We start from the raw sequence: 23,034 nt of genomic DNA, 5'->3' as shown, positions 1-23,034 counted from the left end.
TCTTTTCTAGGTTCGGTGCGCTTCGGTGTCGCTTCACTTTCGCTTGCTCTTCCGACCGCTTTATTAATGTAGCAACCCCGAACCCTTTCTGTCAACTGTTTTGGGAATTTTTTTTGGAAACTTCTCAAAAGCCCAACGGGAGCAGCATTTGCGCCACAATGGGTTATGCGTTGAACGCCAGAGGAAAGGAATCTGTGAATTTTCAGTCGGTGATTGCTACATTGCATAAGTTCTGGAGCGATCGCGGTTGCCTGATCGCTCAGCCCTACGATATTGAGAAAGGGGCAGGCACCAAGAATCCTCATACCTTCTTAAGATGCCTTGGGCCTGAACCGTGGGCTGTTGCCTATGTTGAACCTTGCCGCCGTCCCACAGATGGACGTTATGGAGAAAATCCGAATCGCTATCAACACTATTATCAGTATCAAGTTTTGATTAAGCCTTCACCAGATAATATCCAGGAGATATATCTGGACTCCTTGAGGGCGTTGGGTATTCGTCCTGAAGATCACGATATCCGGTTTGTGGAAGACAACTGGGAGGATGCCACAGTAGGAGCTTGGGGTGTCGGCTGGGAAGTCTGGCTAGATGGGATGGAGATCACTCAGTTTACTTACTTTCAGCAGTGCGGAGGCATTGATTGTAAACCTGTCTCAATTGAGATCACTTATGGTTTGGAGCGATTAACCATGTACCTCCAACAGGTTGATGCATTGACTAAAATTCACTGGACGGATGATCTTACTTATGGAGACGTTCACCTCCAGGGAGAAATTGAGCAGTGTGTTTACAACTTTGAAGCATCCAACCCAGAGTTGTTGTTTACTCTATTTGGTTTGTACGAGCAGGAGGCAGAGCAAATAGCTCAACGCGAACTTGTCTTACCCAGCCTGGATTATGTTTTGAAGTGTTCTCACACCTTTAATTTGCTGGATGCTAGAGGCGTCATTTCTGTAACCGAGCGGACGCGCTACATTGGCAGAATTCGCAAATTGGCACGACGAGTCGCTGAGCTGTACTTGCAGCAACGAGAGGCTCTGGGATTTCCACTCTGTAAAGTACAACAAGCCACAGAAGAACCTAAAGAACCAGTAGCTCAAAACTAGCAAGAAGGGAACTAGCCGAACAGTGCGGATAAATGGTGACGGATGCAGATGTTGCTCAAAAAAGTCGAGCTGACTATGGCAAACTTGCAACCTGGGTTCTTTTGGTCACAGCATCTGGCGATACCAGTCGCTTATTGTCTCTGGTAATGCAGCAGCCATCAATATTGGAAAGTCCACATTTAAAATGGGTTCCATTTTGCTGGGATTGCTAGCTGTTAATGGCATTATCTATATGATGGTTTTGGGAACAATCCAGCGATGTTGCAGACAGTTCACAATCCCTACTTGGGAAGCCCAGCACTTTATGTGCTGTTTCTGTACTCTTTACTAGTCTTCAAGATAAGTTTGACTATCCAATGAGTTTAGCCAATGGCGTCATTTTAAGTTTGGCTTATATTCTAGGCTTGCTTTCTACGGGATTGCCTTGGGGGAAGTACGGAATACTAGCCTTAGGGATTGGGGCAGCTGTTGTCTTGCCCCGATTTTGGCGAACAGGCCCGAAATCGAGAGTGTGGCTGGCGGCTGGAATTGTTGGATTGCTGGCGGCACTTTATTTTCAAGTGCGAGTGCCGCAACCAGCGGCGAATAACATTAGCAAGTTTGTGTCTGCCCAAAATATTAGAGGGCAGGAGCAAATTGTTACAGTTCAAGGCAAGATTGCGACTCCGCCCCGTCTGACGCAAAGTCAGCGATCGCAGTTTTGGCTGGAAGCTACAAAATTAAATGAGGTCAAGAACGGCAACAACAAACCCGCTGATGTTAGTCAAGGGGTGACTGGTAAGTTATACGTGACTTTGCCATTACTGCAAGCAACGGGTTTATATCCGGGTCAAGAAATAGCAGTAACTGGCGTTTTGTATAAACCTAAGCCTGCTGCCAATCCAGGAGCCTTTGACTTTCAAGCTTACCTAAAACGAGAAGGTGGGTTTGTTGGTCTCAGCGGACGTCAAGTTAGCTTTGTTAATGAACCAGAAAAACGTCCCTGGGGATTTTGGACTATCCGGCGGCGGATCATCCAATCTCAAGTCCGTTGGTTAGGTAGTCCAAAGGGTCAGTTGGTCAGTTCGATGGTGTTGGGGAATCAGGCGGTAGATTTACCCTACGATGTTCGCAATAAATTTATCCAGAGTGGTTTAGCTCATGCCCTCGCGGCGTCTGGATTTCAAATTTCTTTGATTCTGGGTGTGGTGGTGGCTCTAACTCAGCGTTTTTCGGTGCGATCGCAATTTATGATTGGGTTCACTGCCCTACTTGTTTTTGTAGGTTTAACAGGGTTGCAGCCCTCTGTAGTTCGAGCCGGAGTGATGGGAGTTGGGGCATTAATTGCTTTAGCAATGCAACGGAAGGTGAAGCCGCTGGGTTCACTGCTACTTGCTGCCACGCTCTTGTTGTTGTTTAATCCCTTATGGATTTGGGATTTAGGTTTTCAACTTAGTTTTTTAGCTACTTTGGGATTATTAGTTGCAGTACCGGCGGTTACAAAATGGCTGGATTGGTTGCCACCTGCGATCGCATCCTTAATTGCGCTTCCGATAGCCGTTTTTCCGTGGGTTTTACCCCTACAACTTTATATCTTTGGTCTGGTATCTCCCTACAGCATCCTGGCAAACATAATCAGCACCCCTTTAATCTCCATCATAAGTATTGGTGGAATTATCAGCGCCTTAGCATCATTGATCTGGCCACTAGCAGGAAGTGCCCTGGCTTGGTTGCTCTATTACCCAAGTCAGTGGCTGATTCTGCTAGTGCAATTTTTTTCCCAGTTACCTGGAAACTCTATTGCTGTTGGCACCATCTCTATTTTGCAACTGTTGACTCTATACGGACTAATTGCTCTGGCTTCGCTCAGCAAATGGTGGCGTCGGCGTTGGTGGTTTGCGGGTCTAATTGCTGCCAGCTTGGTGATTGTTCCGGTTTGGCAGACAAAAGGAACTTTATTTCGAGTCACGGTGCTTTCTACGCCGGGAGAGCCAGTTTTGGTGATTCAAGATAAAGGACAAGTCACACTGGTTAATAGTGGGGATGATAGTACAGCCAATTTTACGGTGCTGCCTTTTTTACAACAGCAGGGTGTTAATCAAATTGACTGGGCTGTGGTAACGGATTCTCAACTTAGTTCTAGAAATGGCTGGTCTAAGATTTTGGAACGACTCCCGGTATCAAGCTTTTACGCTAACACTGCCTCTATTGGTAAACTTTCGACTCTAGGCGTGAAGATTCCAACTCAGGCTTTGCCAATTAATCAGAGTGTAACGATTGGAGCTTCAGTCATCAAGTTAATTAGTACCCAACCACCAGTGGTGCAACTGCAAATCAGCAACCAGATTTGGTTAATGGTGGGAAATTTTAAGCCAGAAGAAAAGGAAAGAAAGTTAGCGCTTCTAAAACAATTACCTCCAGCCCAGGTGCTTTGGTGGTCTGGAGAAAATTTACAAGCTGATATATTGCAAAAGATCCAACCCAAGGTAGCGATCGCCTCATCCGCTACCATCGATCCAGAAACAGCACAGAATCTGCGGAAACTTAACACCCAAGTCTATACAACCCAGCATGATGGAGCAATCCAGTGGACTCCTAGTAGAGGGTTTGAGACAACGCTGGAAGCAACGGAAAACGATGTCGGGATGAGCTATTAGGAATGGGGAGTGATATTTTTCGAGGGTAGAGGTAAAGCTTAAACAGATAACTGGCCTAGCACTCAGACTATCCCGATCGCGACAGTAAGATTTTCTGAGTCAAGCTCAACGATGGATTGAGCCGTGAGTTAGCTTCAGAATTCTAACTGAAGCAGGAGACCAACAATGGATGCTTGGAGACTCGAATGATTTTAGTTAGATTGTTGTCAGGATTAAATCAAAAGAACCTGTTTGCTCGTCTCCAGTGACGACAAAGAGCGGGGGATGAGACTCAAAGATGAAAGCACCATTACCTGATAACGAAGCAGAGCGAATTGAGGCGCTTTTGCAATATAAGATCCTCGACACCCCGACGGAGGAAGCGTTCGACGATCTTACCCGTTTAGCCTCGTATATTTGTGGAACTCCCATCGCCTTAGTCAGTTTGATCGATGCCAACCGCCAGTGGTTCAAGTCAAAGGTGGGTTTGGAGGCGCTAGAAACTCCTCGTGATAACGCATTCTGCGCCCATGCAATCGTGCAACCTGATGTTTTTATTGTTTCGGACGCAACAGCTGACGATCGGTTTGCGACGAACCCCCTAGTCACCTCCAGCCCGAATATACGATTTTATGCGGGTACGCCACTGACGACTGCTGAGGGACACTCACTGGGAACCCTTTGTGTAATTGACCGCGTACCAAGGGAACTTACGCCAGAACAGGTAGAGGCATTGCGATTACTTGGTCGCCAAGTGATTAAGCAAATGGAATTGAGGCGCAATTTAGCGAATCTGACACTCGTTACGGGAGAGCGAAAACAGGCAGAGAAGACACACAGGCAATTCTTCAAACAGATTGCCGGAGGGTTTGGCTTAGCGTCAGCCATTTTAGTCCTGATTGGTATGATTTCGTACCAAAGTACAAGGGGACTGATTGAGAACAATCGCCGGGTAGAACAAACTCAAGACAAAATCAACAAGCTTGAAGAACTGCTCTCCCAGGTTAAGGATGCTGAGACTGGACAACGAGGCTACCTCCTAACCGGAAAACCGCGTTATCTAGAACCGTATAACGCTGCTATTACCACCGTTGATCGACAAATTCAGCAGCTTAGCAAATTAACGGCGGATAACCCCAACCAACACAGGCAGCTGGATACGATTAGCTCTCTAATAACAACAAAACTCGCTGAACTTAAAAACACAATTGACTTGCGGAAGAATCAGGGATTTGAAGGTGCGTTGCAGGTGATTCAGACAGATCGGGGAAAGGATCTCATGGATGAGATCCGCTCTGGTATCTACCAAATGGAGAACGATCAGAAGGCACTGTTACAGCAGCAGGCGGTGGCAGCAAAAGCAAGTGCTGTGAAGACGATTGTGACACTGGCGATCGCGATCATTCTGAGTTTTGTGATTTTGGCTTGGGTTTATTCCCTCATCTACCGTGAATTTATCTCACGTAAGGGGACGGAAGAATCGCTCAAAATAGAGCGTAACTTTATCTCTGCTGTCCTGGATACAGCTAGCGCTTTGATCGTAGTTCTCGATCCCCTTGGGCAAATCGTCCGCTTCAATCGCGCCTGCGAGGAAACAACAGGTTACTCGTTCGATGAGGTGAGGGGTCGGCATTTCTGGAACCTGTTCTTAATTCCGGAAGAAGTAGAGCCAGTCAAAGCAGTTTTCGAGCAACTGCGAACTGGCAAACCTCTAAAGGATTACGAAAACTACTGGGTAACGAAGAATGGCAATCGTCGGCTGATTGACTGGTCGAACACGATTCTTTTTGACAATCAGGGAGCGGTTGAATATATCATCAGCACTGGCAATGACATCACCGAGCGTAATCAGGCAGAAGAGGCGCTACGGTTGACCCAGGAACGATATGAGCTAGCAGTTAGTTCGGGAGAGGTAGGAGTTTGGGACTGGAATATTCCTACAAATGAAGTCTATATCGATCAAACCATTAAAGCTGGACTGGGCTTTACAGATATTGATATCCCAAACACGCTCTCAGGTTGGCGCTCTTTAGTGCATCCTGACGATCGAGAACAAGTGTTGAAGGTAACGCAGGCACATCTAGAAGGACAAACAGGTCAGTATGAGATTGAACATCGCAGGCTGCATAAAAATGGCAGCATCCGGTGGTTTCTATCTCGTGGCTCGGCGTTCCAAGATGCCGCAGGCAAAATGTTTCGCATGACTGGAACGGATACGGATATTACAGAACGCAAGCTAGTACAAAATGCTTTGGAGAGAGAGCGGCAGCAACTCCAAGAAATTATCACTACTGCACCCGTGGCGATGGCGATGTTCGATACACAAATGCGCTATCTCGCCCACAGTAATAAGTGGCTGGTAGATTACAACTTAGAAGGTCAGTCAATTATTGGTCGCAGCCAGTATGAGGTGTTTCCAGACCTTCCCGAACATTGCAAAGCAGTTTATCAGCGATCGCTTCAAGGTGAAGCAATCTCCAACCCAGAAGATTTACTAGAGGGGAAAGATGGCTCTAAAGTCTATCTGCGTTGGGCAATCCACCCTTGGTGTGAATCCGATGGCAGTGTTGGTGGCATTGTTATTGTGACTGATGTAATTAATCAGTTGGTAGAAGCAAGAGAAGCCGCCATAGAAGCCTCGCAGTTCAAGTCCCGATTCCTCGCTAACATGAGTCACGAAATCCGCACTCCCATGAATGCAGTATTGGGGATGACTGGATTACTTTTAGAAACTCCTCTGAACCCGGAACAGCGAGATTTCGTCGAAACGGTTCGCCTCAGCGGTGATGCACTATTGACCCTGATTAACGAGATTTTGGACTTATCCAAACTCGAAGCTGGGGAGATGGCTCTAGAAATTCTAGATTTTGATTTAGCTACGTGCATTGAAGAAGTTTTAGAATTACTGGCTCCTCAAGCTCATGCTAAAGGATTGGAAATTGCGGCGTTGGTGTCTCCTAACGTTCCCACCCATCTTCAGGGAGATGCGGGTCGCTTGCGGCAAATTCTGATGAACCTGGCTGGCAACGCGATTAAATTTACCAGCGCTGGTGAAGTGATTGTGCAGGCAGAATTGGTATCAGAAACCGCGACAACAGCCACCATAAGCCTTGCAGTGATTGACACGGGAATTGGGATTCCCAGTGAAAGCATCAGCAAACTCTTTGCACCGTTCACCCAAGTCGATGCTTCCACGACTCGCAAGTATGGCGGTACGGGTTTGGGATTGGCTATCTGCAAACAGCTGGTAACTTTGATGGAAGGGGAAATTGGGATTGAAAGCCAGATGGGTCAAGGATCTAAGTTTTGGTTTACGATTCCGTTGACCAAACAACTCTCACACGCTGCTTCAGTTCCACATATTATCGATTTAATGGGTCGGCGTTTATTAGTGGTGGATGACAATGCTACTAATCGGAAAGTTGTCCGCCATCAAGCGATCCGGTGGGGAATACACGTGGATGAGGCTGATAGTGCAGTCGCTGCCCTTAACGCTTTACAGGAGGCTTGGAAGCAGGAGAAATCCTACGATCTTGCGTTCATTGATATGCAAATGCCCGAAATAGATGGCATGATGCTGGGAGAAAAAATTAAGGCAAATACTGCCTTGGCTAGCATCCCATTGATTATGCTCACCTCAACTAACCAAGGGGATGAAGTAAATCGGGCGCTTAAGATAGGATTTGCGGCTTATTTGGTCAAACCCATTAAGGCTTCCCGGCTCCTCGATACGATAATGACGGTTCTGGGAACACCACAGGAAAAAGAGAATATTTTCCCGCTTCAACAGCAATCCGCTATTACCAATTGCCCATTAACAATTGCCCAAAATAAGTTAAGAATTTTGGTGGCTGAAGATAATGTGGTGAATCAAAAAGTAGCTTTGAAGCAACTAAAAAGCTTAGGTTATGATGCTGACATCGCTGCTAATGGGGAAGAAGTTTTGCAGCTATTGGAAAAAATCCCTTATGACTTAGTTTTGATGGACTGCCAAATGCCCATTCTTGACGGCTTTTCTACTACAAAAGAGATTCATCGTCGTCCAGAAAGCTTCTTTGCCAGTCATCGTCGTCCTGCGATTGTTGCTCTGACTGCGAATGCTATGAAACAAGAGCAACAAAGTTGTATAGATGCAGGGATGGATGACTATCTGAGTAAGCCTGTATTAAAGGAAAAATTGGCAGCTATTTTAGAACGATGGAGTCACATAAGTTGTCAAGTAAAGGAATTTGTTAATTCCGAGGAAGCTGTGTCTGCTACAGATGTTGATTCAGGCGATTCGTTAATAGATTGGGAATCCCTCCATCAACTTTCGAGTGGCGATACAGAATTTGAGCTGGAATTATTGGAAGTGTTTGTTGCAGATGCGGCAATTCATTTAGAGAAAACTAAAGTAGCGATCGCAAGTAATAATTTCCAGCAATTGGAACGGGAAGCCCACCACCTCAAAGGTTCTAGTAGCAATGTCGGAGCTACAGCCATGTACCTATTAGCAGTTCAACTAGAACAACTGGTTCACCAACAACAGATGGAAGGAGCAGTAGATTTGCTGACAGAATTAGAACGATTGAGAAACCGCATTCAAGATTATCTAGAAAATAAAAAATGAAAACACTAATAATTTTTGATTATTAATAAACAGTTACGATTGTCAGGCATGCGTTCGTAACACAACTTATCTGCAAGGTTTGACATGATTTTTAAACCTCGTCCCCGTGCGGCATCATTGTCCTCAAAATCGGATACTTCTGTTAATTTTTGCTCTAAGTCAAATGGTAAACCCTGATTCCAAATGCGAATCTCGATAGATTGACTATACCTAACTGCTTCAATTTCAATCGGAGTGTCAGGAGGCAAATTTTTGTGCGCGTGGTCAACAACGTTAGTAAAACCTTCTTGAAGTAGGGTTTGACACTGCCACCAGATGTTAACGTCAGAAATGGGGGGCTGATTTAGCTGATTGAACCAGGAGATAATTTGTTCTGAGGTGGCACAATCTGTATTAATTTTAAGATGAATTTTGTTAATCAATTTTCAATTGACCTCGGGTTCAAGGAATTAAGGAGTAGAAATATCGTCATCTATTTGATGGGTAAATGCTTAATTCTTAAATAAACCGAATCCCGGCTATAAAGAAGAGAAAAACTTATTTTATAAATTAGACTTACTATAAGCTAAGCTATATTGGATTGTAAAAGGCAATATTAAAACTTTTTTTAATATTGTAAGATTGAGCAACTTCTAAGTTTTCAGTTAATAGGCTGATTTCCTCTTTATGTTTAAAATCTTAATTATTGATGATGATCCTACTCTCCGGGTGGCATTAAAAAGAACACTCCAAACTCAGGGGTATGATGTTACGGTCGCCAGTAATGGTGAAGAAGGAATCGCCCAAGCGAAACAGATACGTCCTGCTTTAATTATCTGCGACTGGTTGATGCCGGATCTGGATGGACTAGAGGTGTGTCACCGGATTAAAGCCGATCCAGAATTAGAAACTACTTTCTTCATGATGCTGACGGCGCGGGAAGCCGATCCGGGAGAAGAGGATTCTCTGATTGTGGGATTGAATAAAGGCGCGGACGATTTTCTCTCCAAACCTATTAATAATAAAATAGAGGAATTGAAAGCGCGAGTGAAAGCAGGGTTACGATTACACCTACTAAATCAAAAGTTGCAGGCGCTAAATCATGATTTGCAAACTCAAAAACAAGTTTTACAGGTACTGAACCAGAACCTGCAAACCCAAAAACAAATTTTGGAAGCAGAATTGACTGAAGCAGCCGACTACGTGCGATCGCTTCTTCCTTCTCCCCTAACAGGTACTGTCACTACAGAGGCGATATATCGCCCGTGTACGCAGTTAGGAGGCGATTGCTTCGATTATTACTGGTTGGATGATAACCATTTAGCCCTTTATCTGCTAGATGTATCGGGACATGGAGTGGGTTCGGCGCTGCTGTCAGTTTCTATTTTGAATGTGTTGCGATCGCAATCTCTACCCAACACTAATTTTCACCAACCTAGTGCCGTCCTAAAAGCACTCAATAACTCCTTTCAAATGAGCGACCACGGTGAGAAATACTTCACCATTTGGTATGGAGTTTATAACCGTCTCAAGCGTCAAATTGCTTACACAACTGCTGGACATCCCCCGGCTGTATTGCTATCAAGGACATCTACAAAAACCCTCCAAGTTAAACAGCTAGGGTTTTCAGGATTACCGATTGGCATTTTGCCTGATGAAGATTTTGAGGAAAAGTACTCTGATATTGAAGAAAACAGTACCTTATACATCTTTAGTGATGGCGCTTATGAAATTCAGCAGTTTGACGGCAAAATTTGGGGCAATCGGGCTTTGATTGAGGTACTAACAGATTGTCATCAAACTGATGACTCCAATGTTTATCAAGTATTACATGAAATTCAAAGGGCGACTTGTACAGACATTTTTGAAGATGATTTGTCTTTACTAAAAGTCTATTTTAGTTAAACCACCCAGATGTTAGATGAAGACCCAGTGCTTCCGTCTTAACTGGCTCCTATTTGGCTGTTAAATTCCTCTCGATCTGTAAACATTTCAAACACTCGATTCATCTTTGTTAGCTCAAACAACATTTTTGCTTGGTCGTTAATAGAGCAGAGAAAGAGTTTACCACCTGCTGTTCGCACCATTCGCTGAGCTGATATTAAAGAACTTAAGCCAGAGCTATCCATAAAGGTTACATCCTGAAGGTCAATCAACACAATATTGGCTCCAGAAGCAACAACGTCGCTAATATCGCGACGCAGTTGATTGCCCTTCATCCCATCTAAAAGCCCGGAAGGTTGAACAACTTTGACGGCAGAACTCATTGATGTTTATCTCCTGTTATTTTGATTGTTACTTTACTGTTGTTTAGTTTAGCGGTAATGGTGGTTCTGAGCCACACTAAGGTGGTATACAATTTTTAACTAGAACGTTATGACCTCTCCCTAACCCCTCTCCTACGTTAGCGTTAACGGTGCGAAGCACGAAGAGAGGCTTTTCTCTTCCTCACAACAGAAAGGATAGGAGTTAGGTTCTATATTTGATCCAAATGAGAACTGCTATAAATTAGGTGGCTGAAGGCGGTTGCCATACAGCGGCGCGGATAACAGCCCATAGCAGCGCCAGGTTATAAATTGCCCAACCGCTGTTGATCAAATGAACCCAAGGCTCGTCTAAAGTGCCAGTTACAAAGCGGTAGAGGCTCCACAGGATGCCTAGGATGGTGAGGGCGAAGACTAGCAATTGGGGCCAAACCAGCCGAAGATAAATCCCTGCTTGCCGCTGCTTAGGTGTAACTTGGAATTTAATCGGGCGTCCTGTCAATACACTCCACACAGCTTGGATTAGCAGAGGAAATAGAGCGATCGCGTATTGCTCGGAACGCCAAACTTCTCTGGCGGGAATGCCCCAAGTAGCAGCTAAGAAAGTTAAGCGATTGATAATAAATGCAGGGAAAAAGTGGAGAGCAAAATCTGGACCATAGGTTTTAACTGGAATAATTCCTGTAAAGAAATAGATAATTGGGCAAGCAATAAATACCAGGGTGGCAAAACCAGAGAAATAGCTATACATCGTTTGGAAATATTGCAGCCGTTGCCAAAAATTCAGCCCGAATTTAGTCAGAGGATTTTCCCGCACCAGGACTTGAATCGTTCCTTGCGCCCAGCGTAACCGTTGTTTCAAAGTAGAACTTAAATCATCGGGGGCTAAACCTTCTGCTAAAAGTTCGTTGTGATAGAGCGATTTCCAGCCAGCAGCGTGCAGACGCATGGCTGTATTCATATCTTCGGTAATACTGTTGCTGGAAACGCCCCCAACTAATTCAAATTCATCTAATCGCTTCTCATCTTTGGAATATTCATCAGAAAAGTATTGCAGTCCAACAGTAACTAGAGCTTCTCGCCGTAAAAGTGCATTAGTTCCTGTATAGAAAGCGGCATTCATGCCATCTTTACCCTCTTGCAGCGGCCCATAAAATAAATGCGCTTGATGTCCGAAGGGATCGCCAGGGGGAATGTTATAAAAATCCTGGGGTGTTTGTACAAAAGCAATTCGATTTTGCTCGTATTTTCCGTTGAAGAGATTATAGGCATAAAAATACGGCAAGACTCGCTTGAGAAATTGCGGCTTGGGGATATGATCGGCATCCAGGGTGAGAATAAATTCTCCTGAAGTTTCCCCAGAAAAAATGGCGTGATTGATGTTACCTGCTTTCGCGTGATGGGGTCTATCTTTAGGTTTAGGGCGGGCAATGTAGCGAAAGCGAGCCAGATCGGCGAGTTCCTGTTCTTTTTGATCGATGGCTTCTTGAAGCGATCGCTTCTCGATTTTCAAGCGATCGCTTGCACTGGGATGCTTCGGATCTAGCCCAGAAACAAATTGTTGGAAACTCTGCAACAATCTCCCTAACGGCGGCTGAGAATTGTTTGCCTCATCGGATGAAGGCGCTTGCAGATATTGTTCGGCGGCTTGAATGTCAGGCGTCAAATTTTCTAGTTCTTTTAACCGCGCCACTGAATGCGATCGCTCAGCATCCAGTCGTTCCGCTTCCTGCTGCAATAAGGGCGATTGCAAATCTTCTATCGCCAACCTTTCTGTCATCGCCCGCATTTCGGGTGAGTTGCCGTCATCCAGAACGTAAACTCGCAGCTTTGTTGCCGGATAATCCATTGCTAGCGCTGCCCTTGCGGTGTCCTCCACCATTTGAGCTGGTTCGCTGTAGCACGTCACGAATACATCAACTGTAGGCCATTCGGAGCGGGGTAGAGGTGGAGTCAGTTTATCTAAAGATTTGACTTGTCTGGATAGGGGACGCCACAGCCCAATCACAAACATGACGCCGCCAAAAAAGCTATAAATTTCTGCAATCAGTAAGGGAATAGCAATCCACAGCGCATCAAAATTAATAGAATGTCCGATCCGCCATTGTAGATACCAGGCACCAAAAATTAGGTTGATTTCTGCTAAATAACGAAAGAGTAGGGTTCTCTTTTTTAAGTAAGAAATGCTGTTGCCGGAAAAGTTGGATGAGTTCTCAACAATGGTAGCTGGAGTCATTAAGGCACTCTGTATTTAGGTAATTGATAGTAGAAGATGCAAAGGACGAAAAGATTATACCTTTTATTAAAATCAGTTATCTCTTCAGTGCTTACCTGCTTTGTTTGTGGGTTCGTTGCCTAAACATGAACGCAATAATTTTTTAATTTCTTGTGAAAGCTAGTCACATTGAAATAATCCTCTTTGGTAATTGTTAATGTACCAGTAATACCGAATATTTTTACTTAGAGATTGACAAGATTTGAATTTGAAAACTTGACGGGTTCAACCGAGTCTAATCCGATGTCTTGAAAGCACATAATAGCCATTCTTGAAGTAACTGAGTAGCCCCAGAATCGTTTCAAGTGGGTTCGCCGGTTTTTAAGGTAAAACTATCGACTTGGATAGTTTTACGGGTGGATTGTTCAAAGCATTTGTATCTGCGATATTTCACCATTTACAGATTTCCTAGCCCCCTTGAAAAGGGGGCTAAGAGCAATAATTTTCGGATCGGAAGAACCTAATCCCCCAATCTGGGGAGTTAGGTGTTTCTTCAATTTATAGATGTCCATCTCCTTCATTGCAGTTGAGTTATTTCGCAGCGGTTGGGCGCGTCGCTTTGTCGGTAGAAATCCAGTAAGTGCCAGTGGAATCTGAAATTAACCGGAGTTTCTGAGTAGCAGAGGTAGGTAAACCGCGACCAGAATTTCCTTTAGAAACTGCTTGCCACCAGGGGGAGTTAGCGGCTGTAATTGGACGAATCGAAGGTTTGCGATCGCTTACTTGATACAGCAGGGCTTGCAGAATCAAGCCGTTGGTGCCACCAGTCAAGCCCGTTGCCGTTTTGCCTGTTTTTTCATAAAAGCCTTCGTAGTAGCCACGCGAGGGATTATAGAGGTCAATCGTCGCTTGCCACAACTCGCGGGCATATTCGTTGTCTGGAAATAAGGCGCGATAGGCAAAAGCTGTTGCAGTGCTAACTACACGGGCATCGGGCATCGGTTTTCCATCATTGCCGAGGGTTGCCCAAGCTTGACCGCGCCCAATAATCGTGTTGTGGACGATGTAAGGCTTTTGGTCGATTAAAGTCGTGGCTGAAGCGCTGAATTTTCCGGTGCGACGATAGCGTTCTGCTTCCGCTCGGAACATGGGTTCGACAAGCGATCGCATTTGCGGATCGAGACCAAACTCTAAGCTATACAGCACAAACGGATTGCTTACGGTGTACTGATTTTCCTCAGTCTTTCCGTTCGGACGCTGACGTTGGATTGGCACCGCCACACCGTCCACTGATGCCGTTTGATACTTACCCCCAACCGCAGCAAGATCTACTTCAAATCCCCACAACTGAAACCCACGGGCAGCATATTCTTCATAACCCAAGCGGTTTTCAGGATTGACGCGGGTGAGGACTCGCCCCTGTTCGTCCTTTTCTACCGTCGCGCTAGAAAGCATCCCATCTCGCACGACTCGTAGATAAGACCAATCCAGCACAATATTATCGACGGCTTTGGTGTATTCGGGATAGTAGCTCTTTAAGTTATAAAGGGCTGTGAGCATTCTCCCGACATCCAACCCCGAAAAGCCGTTTCCTTCTGACACCGGGTTTCCACCATAATCGATGGGTTGCAAGGTGCGAATATCGTAACCTCGCTGGGGTAACTCTCCGGCAAATAAAGGTAATTTGGCTAAAGCACCTAAGAAAAGCCGGGTGCGATCGTCAAATTCTTTGGCTGAAATAATATCAAGCGATCGCGCTGCTTGCATTGCGGAGAGATAATCCCCCAATCCCCATAAGGTGGCAGCTTTCATGTCGCGGCGATCGCTCACCAACCCCGTTGAGGGTTGATAATTGGTATTAAAGTAGCCCCAAGCTGCCTCAGCATAGCGCCGTTCCGTCACTGTCAAAGGTCTAGCTAGTTTTGGGGAGGAGAAGGAAGCGGGGTTGCCAACAGAGGGAATGGGTGCGACGGCAACTGCTGTAGGCGCACTCACCGCAGGAGTTGAAGCAGGCATTGACGGTGCTGTAGAGGCAGAACCCCCACTCGGTTGTCCCGCTGAAGCGGTTGTTGGTGCTGGTGTTGAGGGTTTTTGCGAACTGGAAGCAGGGGGAGTCGAAGATGCTGCCTCCGCAGAACCCGCGCCGGGTTGTCCCGTTGAAACCGTTACGCCACTCGATCCAATTAGCGGACGATTTCCTCTGGCTTTGTAATACAAAATCTCCAAAATCAGCCCGTTGGTGTTTCCAGTTAAGGATTTATTCGGTTGTTTGGATTCCTCATACAGTCCCGCATAGAAACCGCCACCATCTGGACTCCGCAAATCCTTCACCGCATCAAAAACTTGTTTAGCATAAGCGTTATCTGGGTAAAGATAGCGCCAGCCAAATGCCGCTTTGGTGCTAATACTCCGAAACTGGGGAATGGGTTCATTTGTCTCCGTAATCGGTGCCCAAGCAACCCCATTTGCAAAAACCGTATTGTAAATAAAATAAGGCGCTTGATCCAGGTTATCTTCTGTCACCGCCGTGAGTTGACCCGTTTGCTCAAAGCGACGCTTTTGCACTTCCAAAACTCTAGCAGCAAAATCTGCTATCTCACCTTGGAAGCCAAATTCAATGCCATCTAAAATATAAGACTCACTGACGACATAGTTATTGGCATTGGTGCTTTGATAGTCGCGAGTATCAACCGGAATTTTAACTCCGTTTACCTCGACAAACTTAAAGGGTTCAAAAGACGCTGCTTTTGATGCTTTAAAACCCCAGAGTTCATAACCTCTAGCGGCGTATTCTTCGTAGCCTAAGCGTCCTTCTTGCACCAGCAAGGTTTTACTATCGGGGAGAACTGTTGCACCATAAAGCTGTCCATCTTTGAGACTTCTTCCTACCTGCCACTTAGCGATAATTCCCTTCATCCAATCCCCATATTGAGGATGACAAGTCCGGATGACGTGAAATGCAGCTAATATGCGACCAATATCCAATGCAGACCAGCCAATGCCCTTTTCGAGGGGATTGTTACCATAATCAACCATCTGTCCGGTTGCGGCGTTATAGACTTTATTGGGTAAGGCGTCTTCAAATAATTTTAGTCCGCTCAAGCTTGTCAAAAACTTGTTGAGTCTGGAATCAAATTCTCCTTGGTCGATTAAGTTCAGCCAACGCGCTGAATTGAGCGCCATTAAGTAATTACCGCTATCCCAGAGAGTACCGGAAGGATATCCTCCCGTTGAATTGACAAATCCCGTATTTTGCTGATAGTTATTGACGAAATATTGCCAAGCTGTTTTAGCGTAAACTTGTTCTTCTGGCGTTAACGGTGCAGAAATTTTTGTACAAGCACTCGGTGAAGACGGTGGAGTTTGAGCAAGCGATCGCTGTGGAAGAGAAATGTTTATTACTGACTGGGAAACGGCTCCTGCCAAGAATAGGGCAATCAATCTTGATTTTTTGCGTTGAAAGTAACTTTTCATTTTTTACTTTTCGTTTTTAGTTTTCACGCCTGCCCAAACCGTCAGTGGTTTGCCTACTTTTTTGTAGAGCAAACTTTCAAGGATAACGCCATTATTATTTGCCGTCAAAGACTTATTCGGCTTCTTTGAAGATTCATAGAAGCCGTTGTACCAACCTTTGTCAGACTTCAGATTACTTTGCACAAAATCAAATAACTGGCGGGTGTAATCAGTGTTGTAAAGTACGTGCCAACCAATTGCAGCTTTAGTACTCAAAAACCGCAGATTATTATGCCGCTCTCTGGTATCTGTAATCGCTGTCCAAGGTTCTCCATTCACAAATAGAGTGTTGTAAACAAAATAAGGAGCGCGATCCAGGTTATCTTCTGTAACAGCCGTCAACTGTTTTGTTTGTTGATAGCGAGCTTGTTGAGCGGCTAAAATCCGGTCTGCATACGCTTTAGGTAAAGCTTGAAATCCGGTTTCAATGCCGTCCAAAATATACGGTTCACTTAAAACGTAATTATTTGCGCCGGAGGTTTTGTAATCGCGTTTGTCGTAGGGGATTCCCTCTTTGTAGAGATTGGCAAACGCAACTTTAGATTGATAATCGAGAGCTTTATCTACATTTAAGCCCCACAACTTAAACCCGTATGCTCCATAATTTTCGTAACCTAAACGCCCTTCTTGGTTGTATTGTTCTTTTCCTTGAACAACACTGGTTCCGTACATCTGACCCTCTTTAGTCAGACGTGCAACTTTCCAATGCTTCCAGACAGCATCGGTTTCATCTTTCAACTGGGGATACTTCGTTCCCACAATTTTCAGCCACAAAGCCAGCCGCCCTAAATCGAGGGCTGACCAGCCAATTTCTTCTCGTTTATCCAGTTGACCATAATTAACCGGGACTAAGGTTTTCGAGTTATAAACTTTGTTCGGTAATTCCCCCCTATATAAGGGCATCGTCGCCAGTGTTTTTAACGTCTGGCTCATCTTGGCTTCAAATTCTGCCGCCGGTACAATCCCTAATTCTTTAGCACTGATCAAAGCAGCGATCGCAGCCGCTTGATCCCACATCGTCACGGACGCAAACCCATCCACTGAATTAACTAAACCTGTCTTGTCGTTCCAGTTATTCTGGAAGTACGACCAAGCCTGACGAGCCATTTCTGTTTCTTGTGGCGTCAAGCTTCCCACGCCAGATGCTACATAAGGAGTTTTTGTAGCGGCAATTTGAGCTGCGGTAACGGCTTCACCCGGAACTTGCACAGATTGAGCATCTAGTTTAGCCAAAGCGATCGCATTATCTGAGGACTCAGGGGAAGCGACAGGGGAAGCGGGTGCAGGAGACTCAACAAGGGTAGCCCTTTTAGAAAGGTGGTTAGAAACCATCTGCAACCCTGCGATCGCTATAAATGCTGTTACGACACCTCCGACAGCAGCCAGTATAGACAAACCTCTGGGTGGTGGTTTGAAATCAGAATTCATCAGTAATACAACCTCACTATGAAAGCTAGTCCTTGCCGTTTGCTACTTCAGCCAACAGTCTTTACTGCTCGTACTTATAATTCCCAGTTTTCTACTCTCACTAACTAAGGAGCGAAATTTTTTTGGCAGAAGTTGATTGTCATTACCCTCCCACATCGCTCGAGATTGGGGAGCTTTGAGAAATTGGTAGCGAGAGTTACCTGTTGGGCTAATTTGCAAGACAACTTCTAAAATTTGACCCGTAGTTGCCCTGTCAAGGAGTTATTGTTGTAGGAACTTCCGCCGTCAGTATCTCGATTTTGGACGTTCGAGAAGGCGTAACCCAAGTCTGCCTCAACGTTGGGCGACACCTTAGCGGTGCAGCGAGCTTGATAGGTATTGGCATTATCGAATTTTCCTCTAAGTCGCTGCTGTCCCAGCGTTGCCGCTAACCGACAGCTCAAGAAATCGAATATATCTCCCTGCCAAGCCAGCTCGGCATTGTAAACCAGGAAATCAGGGGGAGAAAAATAGCCACTTTCTTGTTCGCGATCGCGCGTGTAACTCCAGTTAAATAGGTTAGCTGCCACAGAAAACTGTCCAAATTTACGTTCTAACCTGCTAAAAGACTGCTGCTCAAAATTGCCATCGTTGTAACTGCCAAAGCGAAGCAGGGAGAACAAGCTGGTGTGACGATCGATCTGCCAGTACAAATTAGGTCCAAATCGCCAAGCTGTAATTTGATTCTCCAAAGTTTGGGCGTTGAACTTGTAGGGGCCCTGTTCCACTGTGCCTGATAACGTTACATTCGGTCGAATTGGAACGTCTACTTTAGCATTGAAATTAAAAGCGGTTGGCAGGCGATCGAATAGGTCAACGCCCACTGCTGTTTGCACTGTCACTTGGTCAATTTTCCCCTCCCATCCCACTTGAATCGGAATATTGGTAATCGATTCCACACCCTTTTGCTCAAAAGAATTAAAACCCGTCTTGAGCCGGATTCTATTGCCATTCATCAGGCGAAACTGCGCGGTTGGTTCAATGAACTGATTGCGCTGGTTAAAATTATCTGTATCGTTACGAAAATCTATTTGAAGATTCTCTAAAACTGCAACAGGTGTCTCAGGTTCGCTAGATTCAGGCGGTGGAGTTACCTTCGGCGGTGGTGGCGGTGCAGGAGGTGGTGGCGGCGGCGATCGCAATTCAGGATTGAAGTTTTGGGGCGCAGCCATTAAAAAAGGCTGTGGTTCAAGTGATTTTAATTGAGCGGGGGATTCAATCGAGGAACCTTCACCGTTGCTGTCAGTGGGTAAGTGAAGGTTTTCCAGCCCAGTTACATGGGTAATCGCTTCAGTAACTTCTGAGGGTAAATTTCCCTTTTTCAGCACTTGAAAAGAAACAGAATTCCTTGTAACCTGTTGCGGAGAAACAGAATTCTCCGTTGCAGCTTGCAACTTATCTACCCCTAATATCCAAATCCCTAAACTTCCAATTACTATCCATTGAGATTGTAGGAATCTGAAGAGAATATTTATATACAAATTAGGGGACGTGGTAGAAATATAACTTTGGGATCGGTTTGCCATCAGTTAAAGTTTATCTCGAAACATTTTATGGATCGACAGGTAAACTAAGCACAAGCAAAATTTAGCATGACTTCATAAGTTTTCTATCTTTTTTATGACCGTTTAGGAGATTGAAAAAACAAGATTTTACAAAATACTGTTGGACATTACCGCTCCAAAAGATGATTTAGACTCGAAGAGGAATAATTTTACTTTTAAAATATTCACCCGCAATCAAATAAATAGCCTCCGTATTTTTACGGTTTTAGAGGGGTAAGGAGTATTTCAGCAAGAATTTTTTTTCGATAGCTTATTTACCGAAAGCGAAAGCCTCTACCCGATGCCAATAATGTTTTTCAGAATCCTCTCCAGAATGGAAACTACTTAACCTGCCTTGATAATAAATGGATATGCAGTGACGATTACCTCCAGTGGGGAGATGATGCTTTACTGGAAATTATTCGTTGGGCAGAAGAGATTGGCGGAATTTGGGATATACTAATAATGCTGAGTTATTAACCTTTGGTTAATAAAGATAGCGCTTGGAGAGGTGGCAGAGTGGTTGAATGCGACTGACTCGAAATCAGTTGTGGCGGCAACGTCACCGGAGGTTCAAATCCTCTCCTCTCCGTTGAATTCAGACAATTAGTGAGATGGGCTGAACGCCTTGATTTGGTGGCGTCACGCGACCAATTATCTGGCTGTGGGTATATCCCAAGGTTTGGAGTGAGGCGACACAAGCATCAGCGCGTTCATCTGGAATCGCAGCTAAGAGTCCGCCAGAGGTTTGGGGATCGAATAGAAGAGGATAAGTAGCGCGATCGCTAACTGCTGATAAATTGCTAATTTGGCGGGATGCCCGTAAATTCTGCGGGTGTAAAGAACTCACAATTCCCGTTTGCAGCGTTTCCAAGGCACCTTCTAGAACTGGGATGGCTTCTAAATCTAACTCCACCGCCACCTGAGATGCTTGGATCATTTCCAGCAAATGCCCCACCAATCCAAATCCTGTAATATCCGTACAGCCAGTAGCCCCATGTTCTAATAAATACTTAGCGGCTGCTTGATTTGACAGCAGCATCGACTGGACTGCACCATCAATCCAGCGTCCTTTTGCTTGCAAGCGCATCTGTGCAGCAAATAGAGTTCCCGTTCCTAGTGCTTTGGTCAAAATTAGCACCTGCCCCGGTTTCATACCGCCTTTTCTCAGCAGCTGATTGGGATAGGCTAAGCCGTTACAGGATAACCCAAAAGTTAGTTCTGCTCCTTCTGTCGTGTGTCCACCTACCAGGGGTGTTTGCGTTTGGTAAAGTACTTTGGCAGCACCCGATAACAGTTGATAAAGGGTTTCCTCCTGCTTTTCTTCCCAGGCGTAGGGAATGGTGGCAATTGCCAACGCACTCTGAGGAGTAGCACCCATTGCAAAAATATCGCTTAAGCAATGATTGGCACTAATTTGAGCAAAGATAAACGGGTCATTAATGAGAGTGCGGAAATAGTCTAGGGTATGAACCATCACTTGATCTACTGGCACCTTGACTACAGCGGCATCATCTGGTGCATCAAGTCCAATTAGAATATCGTCACGATTACCAATTTCAGGGTGTTCTAATTTAATCCGGTGCAGGACTCGTTCTAGTGTTGTACTACCGACTTTAGAACCGCAACCAGCACACCGCATTGGGAGATTAGGGATTGGGGATTGGCTGTTGGGGGTTGGGGATGGGATGACGGCTGACATTTCCGGCAAGTTGTGGAAGCGTGCCATAAATTGGCGGTCGATGCGGTCTTTCCAGTGCCAAAACAAGCGGGATTCCCAACCAAAAGCTCCCCAGGAAGCGATCGCTTGACCATCCCCTGTACCGATTAAACTAAGATATTGTTTCTGCGGCTTGTACGGTTTGAGTGGTTTCCCCAGTAACGTCCGCCGCAGGTTGTTAAATAGTGGCTTCCCCTGACGCACCGCAAAAACTCCTGCTTTCGGACGGGGATGATGAATCATCGTGGCAATATCACCAGTGGCAAAAACTTGGCAATGAGAGAGCGATCGCAAGGTATCATCTACCTGGACAAAACCTTTAGTATCGGTAGCCAATCCAGATGCTTGCAGCCAATGAGGTGCCGATGCTTGTGTCACCCAAAAAACGCGACACTCAGCAGGAGTTCCCTCGCTAGCGCATTCAACCACTAAACCAGACTCACAAATAACCTTGCGCGGTTGAACTTCGCACACCTTTTCCTCTAGATGCAACTCAACCCCACACTGGATCAAAATTTTCTGAAGACGCCGACCCACCCAGCGCTTATAGTTCGGTAAAAGCTCAACACCGCTATGGAATAGATGGATTTTTAGATTTTCTGGAAACTGCTGGGAATGCTCAAAAAATTGATGCAGGCGAGATTGCATTGCCAGTGCCAGTTCCACTCCACCAGCACCTCCACCTACAATGCTAAGTTGTATCGGTTTCTCAGGCGTTTCTGCAACACTTTTCAGCAGATGATCCCATTCACTTAATAATTTTGCTACAGGTTTAGCCGGAATAGCGTACTCCGCTGCACCTGGTATAGATATTGTGGCTGGGGTACTGCCGATATCAATTGATAACAGATCAAATGCAACATCTGGATGGTTTGCACAGATGACTTTATTATTTTCTAAATCTAGACCAATCGCTCGGTCAAGATAAAATTGCGCTTGGGCGAATTGGGCAAGGCGACGTAGATCGATGTGACTTTCATCGTAGTCATAAAAACCTGCCACATGACCGGGCAACATACCAGAATAGGGCGTATGAGAAGTGTCTGTAATCAGTGTTAGTCGTACTCCCGGTAACGGTTTCATGCCAAACATTTTTAACACAATGGCATGGCTGTGTCCGCCACCAATTAGCACTAAATCTTTAACAATTGGAGATATTACCTGCATTGAAAAGCCAGTGTTTAAATTTTCCAGAGTAACGAGATGCCATCCCTATAGATCATGGGAGTTAATTCAGAGCTGGCAAAGTGCGTAGCACGTATCGCGCCGTCAATTTTCAAGTTACACTACCTTGTGGAACGGAAAAACTGAACATTTAACCTCATGATTGACCTTTACACCTTCACGACACCGAACGGGCGCAAAGCTTCTGTCATGTTGGAGGAAGTCGAGCTTCCTTACAACGTCCATAAGATTGACATCACGAAGGGAGAGCAATTTACGCCGGAATTTGTCGCAATTAATCCAAATAGTAAGATTCCGGCGATTGTTGACCAAGACACTGGCATGGCAGTTTTTGAGTCGGGTGCTATCCTGATCTACCTAGCAGAGAAAACTGGAAGATTCTTACCTACAGAAAAAAAATCTCGCTTTCAAGTGCAGGGCTATTTCATTCTAATTAAGTAATTGGTATGGTAGTGAAGCCGTCTCAGCGATAATGCGATACCGGATGTCTCAGCTTGCCATTGTTGAAGCCTTTGCAGAACTGCCTGATACTCGACGCACGGCGGGACAACGCCATAATCAAGCGCTCTGTCTAGCCTTGTTCACGCTTGCAGTTGTTGCTGGGAATCGTGGATTTCTCGCGATTGGGGATTGGTTGAAAGCTTATCACGATGAATAATCCCAGTTGGGTTTAATAATGGCATAATTGATTAAAGCTCCTTTTCGAGTGAGTTATCAGGGTTGTCAAGATGGTCAGAGTTGTCAAAATTGAGATTACTGAAGAAGCTGAAACTCTAAAAAAGCTGCTAGTTCAGCAAAAAGACAAACGTACCTTTGA

The 23,034-nt window shown here is 45.2% G+C and carries 12 protein-coding genes, 1 tRNA gene and 1 pseudogene; 7 read left to right on the top strand and 7 right to left on the bottom strand.

What is annotated here, in order from left to right; genetic code table 11:
- Positions 1–194: 194 nt before the first annotated feature.
- From glyQ to H6H02_RS25060, 3 genes are all read left to right on the top strand, one after another.
- The gene (gene glyQ, locus H6H02_RS25070) at positions 195–1,106 is read left to right on the top strand and encodes a glycine--tRNA ligase subunit alpha (RefSeq protein ID WP_190822920.1); all 912 of its coding nucleotides are present in this window, start codon (positions 195–197) and stop codon (positions 1,104–1,106) included.
- A 356-nt stretch (positions 1,107–1,462) separates the two neighbouring features.
- On the top strand, positions 1,463–3,742 hold the full coding sequence (locus H6H02_RS25065; protein ID WP_190822918.1) for a ComEC/Rec2 family competence protein: 2,280 nt from the start codon (positions 1,463–1,465) through the stop codon (positions 3,740–3,742).
- A gap of 277 nt (positions 3,743–4,019) precedes the next feature.
- The gene (locus H6H02_RS25060; protein WP_190822916.1) at positions 4,020–8,330 is read left to right on the top strand and encodes a response regulator; all 4,311 of its coding nucleotides are present in this window, start codon (positions 4,020–4,022) and stop codon (positions 8,328–8,330) included.
- Between the two features lie 5 nt (positions 8,331–8,335).
- Here the strand turns inward: H6H02_RS25060 and H6H02_RS25055 are convergent, their stop codons facing one another.
- The gene (locus tag H6H02_RS25055) at positions 8,336–8,752 is read right to left on the bottom strand and encodes an anti-sigma regulatory factor (RefSeq protein ID WP_190822914.1); all 417 of its coding nucleotides are present in this window, start codon (positions 8,750–8,752) and stop codon (positions 8,336–8,338) included.
- A 244-nt stretch (positions 8,753–8,996) separates the two neighbouring features.
- Between H6H02_RS25055 and H6H02_RS25050 the strand changes: the two genes are divergently transcribed.
- Positions 8,997–10,214: a SpoIIE family protein phosphatase gene (locus tag H6H02_RS25050; protein ID WP_190822912.1), complete on the top strand. Its 1,218-nt coding sequence runs from the start codon at positions 8,997–8,999 to the stop codon at positions 10,212–10,214.
- Positions 10,215–10,252: 38 nt separating this feature from the next.
- Here the strand turns inward: H6H02_RS25050 and H6H02_RS25045 are convergent, their stop codons facing one another.
- The 5 genes from H6H02_RS25045 to H6H02_RS25025 all read right to left on the bottom strand — a co-directional run bounded on the left by H6H02_RS25045 (position 10,253) and on the right by H6H02_RS25025 (position 19,294).
- Positions 10,253–10,576 (bottom strand): STAS domain-containing protein, encoded by a 324-nt coding sequence (locus H6H02_RS25045; RefSeq protein ID WP_190822910.1) that lies wholly within the window; start codon positions 10,574–10,576, stop codon positions 10,253–10,255.
- 241 nt (positions 10,577–10,817) lie between these two features.
- Positions 10,818–12,809 carry a glycosyltransferase gene (locus H6H02_RS25040; protein WP_190822909.1) on the bottom strand — a complete coding sequence of 664 codons (1,992 nt, stop codon included), beginning with the start codon at positions 12,807–12,809 and terminating at the stop codon, positions 10,818–10,820.
- A 570-nt stretch (positions 12,810–13,379) separates the two neighbouring features.
- Positions 13,380–16,262 (bottom strand): DUF3131 domain-containing protein, encoded by a 2,883-nt coding sequence (locus tag H6H02_RS25035; protein WP_190822906.1) that lies wholly within the window; start codon positions 16,260–16,262, stop codon positions 13,380–13,382.
- Between the two features lie 3 nt (positions 16,263–16,265).
- The gene (locus H6H02_RS25030; RefSeq protein ID WP_190822904.1) at positions 16,266–17,729 is read right to left on the bottom strand and encodes a DUF3131 domain-containing protein; all 1,464 of its coding nucleotides are present in this window, start codon (positions 17,727–17,729) and stop codon (positions 16,266–16,268) included.
- 227 nt (positions 17,730–17,956) lie between these two features.
- The gene (locus tag H6H02_RS25025) at positions 17,957–19,294 is read right to left on the bottom strand and encodes a hypothetical protein (RefSeq protein WP_199329573.1); all 1,338 of its coding nucleotides are present in this window, start codon (positions 19,292–19,294) and stop codon (positions 17,957–17,959) included.
- Positions 19,295–19,817: 523 nt separating this feature from the next.
- On the opposite strand from H6H02_RS25025, the gene H6H02_RS25020 reads away from it, so the two are divergent.
- Positions 19,818–19,904 (top strand) — tRNA-Ser (locus H6H02_RS25020).
- A 6-nt stretch (positions 19,905–19,910) separates the two neighbouring features.
- Here the strand turns inward: H6H02_RS25020 and selD are convergent.
- Positions 19,911–22,199 (bottom strand): selenide, water dikinase SelD, encoded by a 2,289-nt coding sequence (gene selD / locus H6H02_RS25015; RefSeq protein ID WP_190822902.1) that lies wholly within the window; start codon positions 22,197–22,199, stop codon positions 19,911–19,913.
- 156 nt (positions 22,200–22,355) lie between these two features.
- Here selD and H6H02_RS25010 point away from each other — a divergent pair.
- Positions 22,356–22,631, top strand: a pseudogene (locus H6H02_RS25010) (glutathione S-transferase N-terminal domain-containing protein); the annotation flags it as partial.
- Positions 22,632–22,701: 70 nt separating this feature from the next.
- A complete protein-coding gene (locus H6H02_RS25005) occupies positions 22,702–22,875 on the top strand; it encodes a transposase family protein (RefSeq protein WP_190822900.1) in 174 nt (57 codons plus the stop codon).
- Positions 22,876–23,034 lie beyond the last annotated feature (159 nt).

This window comes from Coleofasciculus sp. FACHB-1120 (assembly GCF_014698845.1).
GTDB lineage: Bacteria > Cyanobacteriota > Cyanobacteriia > Cyanobacteriales > FACHB-T130 > FACHB-T130.
Note: the sequence above shows the minus strand (reverse complement) of the source record. Positions and strands in the feature narration are given on the sequence as shown.

Coding starts and splice junctions, on each gene's coding strand:
- H6H02_RS25060 (WP_190822916.1), top strand. CDS start 4,020: ATGAAAGCACCATTACCTGATAACGAAGCAGAGCGAATTGAGGCGCTT.
- H6H02_RS25035 (WP_190822906.1), bottom strand. CDS start 16,262: ATGAAAAGTTACTTTCAACGCAAAAAATCAAGATTGATTGCCCTATTC.
- H6H02_RS25025 (WP_199329573.1), bottom strand. CDS start 19,294: ATGGCAAACCGATCCCAAAGTTATATTTCTACCACGTCCCCTAATTTG.
- H6H02_RS25040 (WP_190822909.1), bottom strand. CDS start 12,809: ATGACTCCAGCTACCATTGTTGAGAACTCATCCAACTTTTCCGGCAAC.
- selD (WP_190822902.1), bottom strand. CDS start 22,199: ATGCAGGTAATATCTCCAATTGTTAAAGATTTAGTGCTAATTGGTGGC.
- H6H02_RS25005 (WP_190822900.1), top strand. CDS start 22,702: ATGTCTCAGCTTGCCATTGTTGAAGCCTTTGCAGAACTGCCTGATACT.
- H6H02_RS25065 (WP_190822918.1), top strand. CDS start 1,463: ATGAGTTTAGCCAATGGCGTCATTTTAAGTTTGGCTTATATTCTAGGC.
- H6H02_RS25045 (WP_190822910.1), bottom strand. CDS start 10,576: ATGAGTTCTGCCGTCAAAGTTGTTCAACCTTCCGGGCTTTTAGATGGG.
- H6H02_RS25030 (WP_190822904.1), bottom strand. CDS start 17,729: ATGAATTCTGATTTCAAACCACCACCCAGAGGTTTGTCTATACTGGCT.
- H6H02_RS25050 (WP_190822912.1), top strand. CDS start 8,997: ATGTTTAAAATCTTAATTATTGATGATGATCCTACTCTCCGGGTGGCA.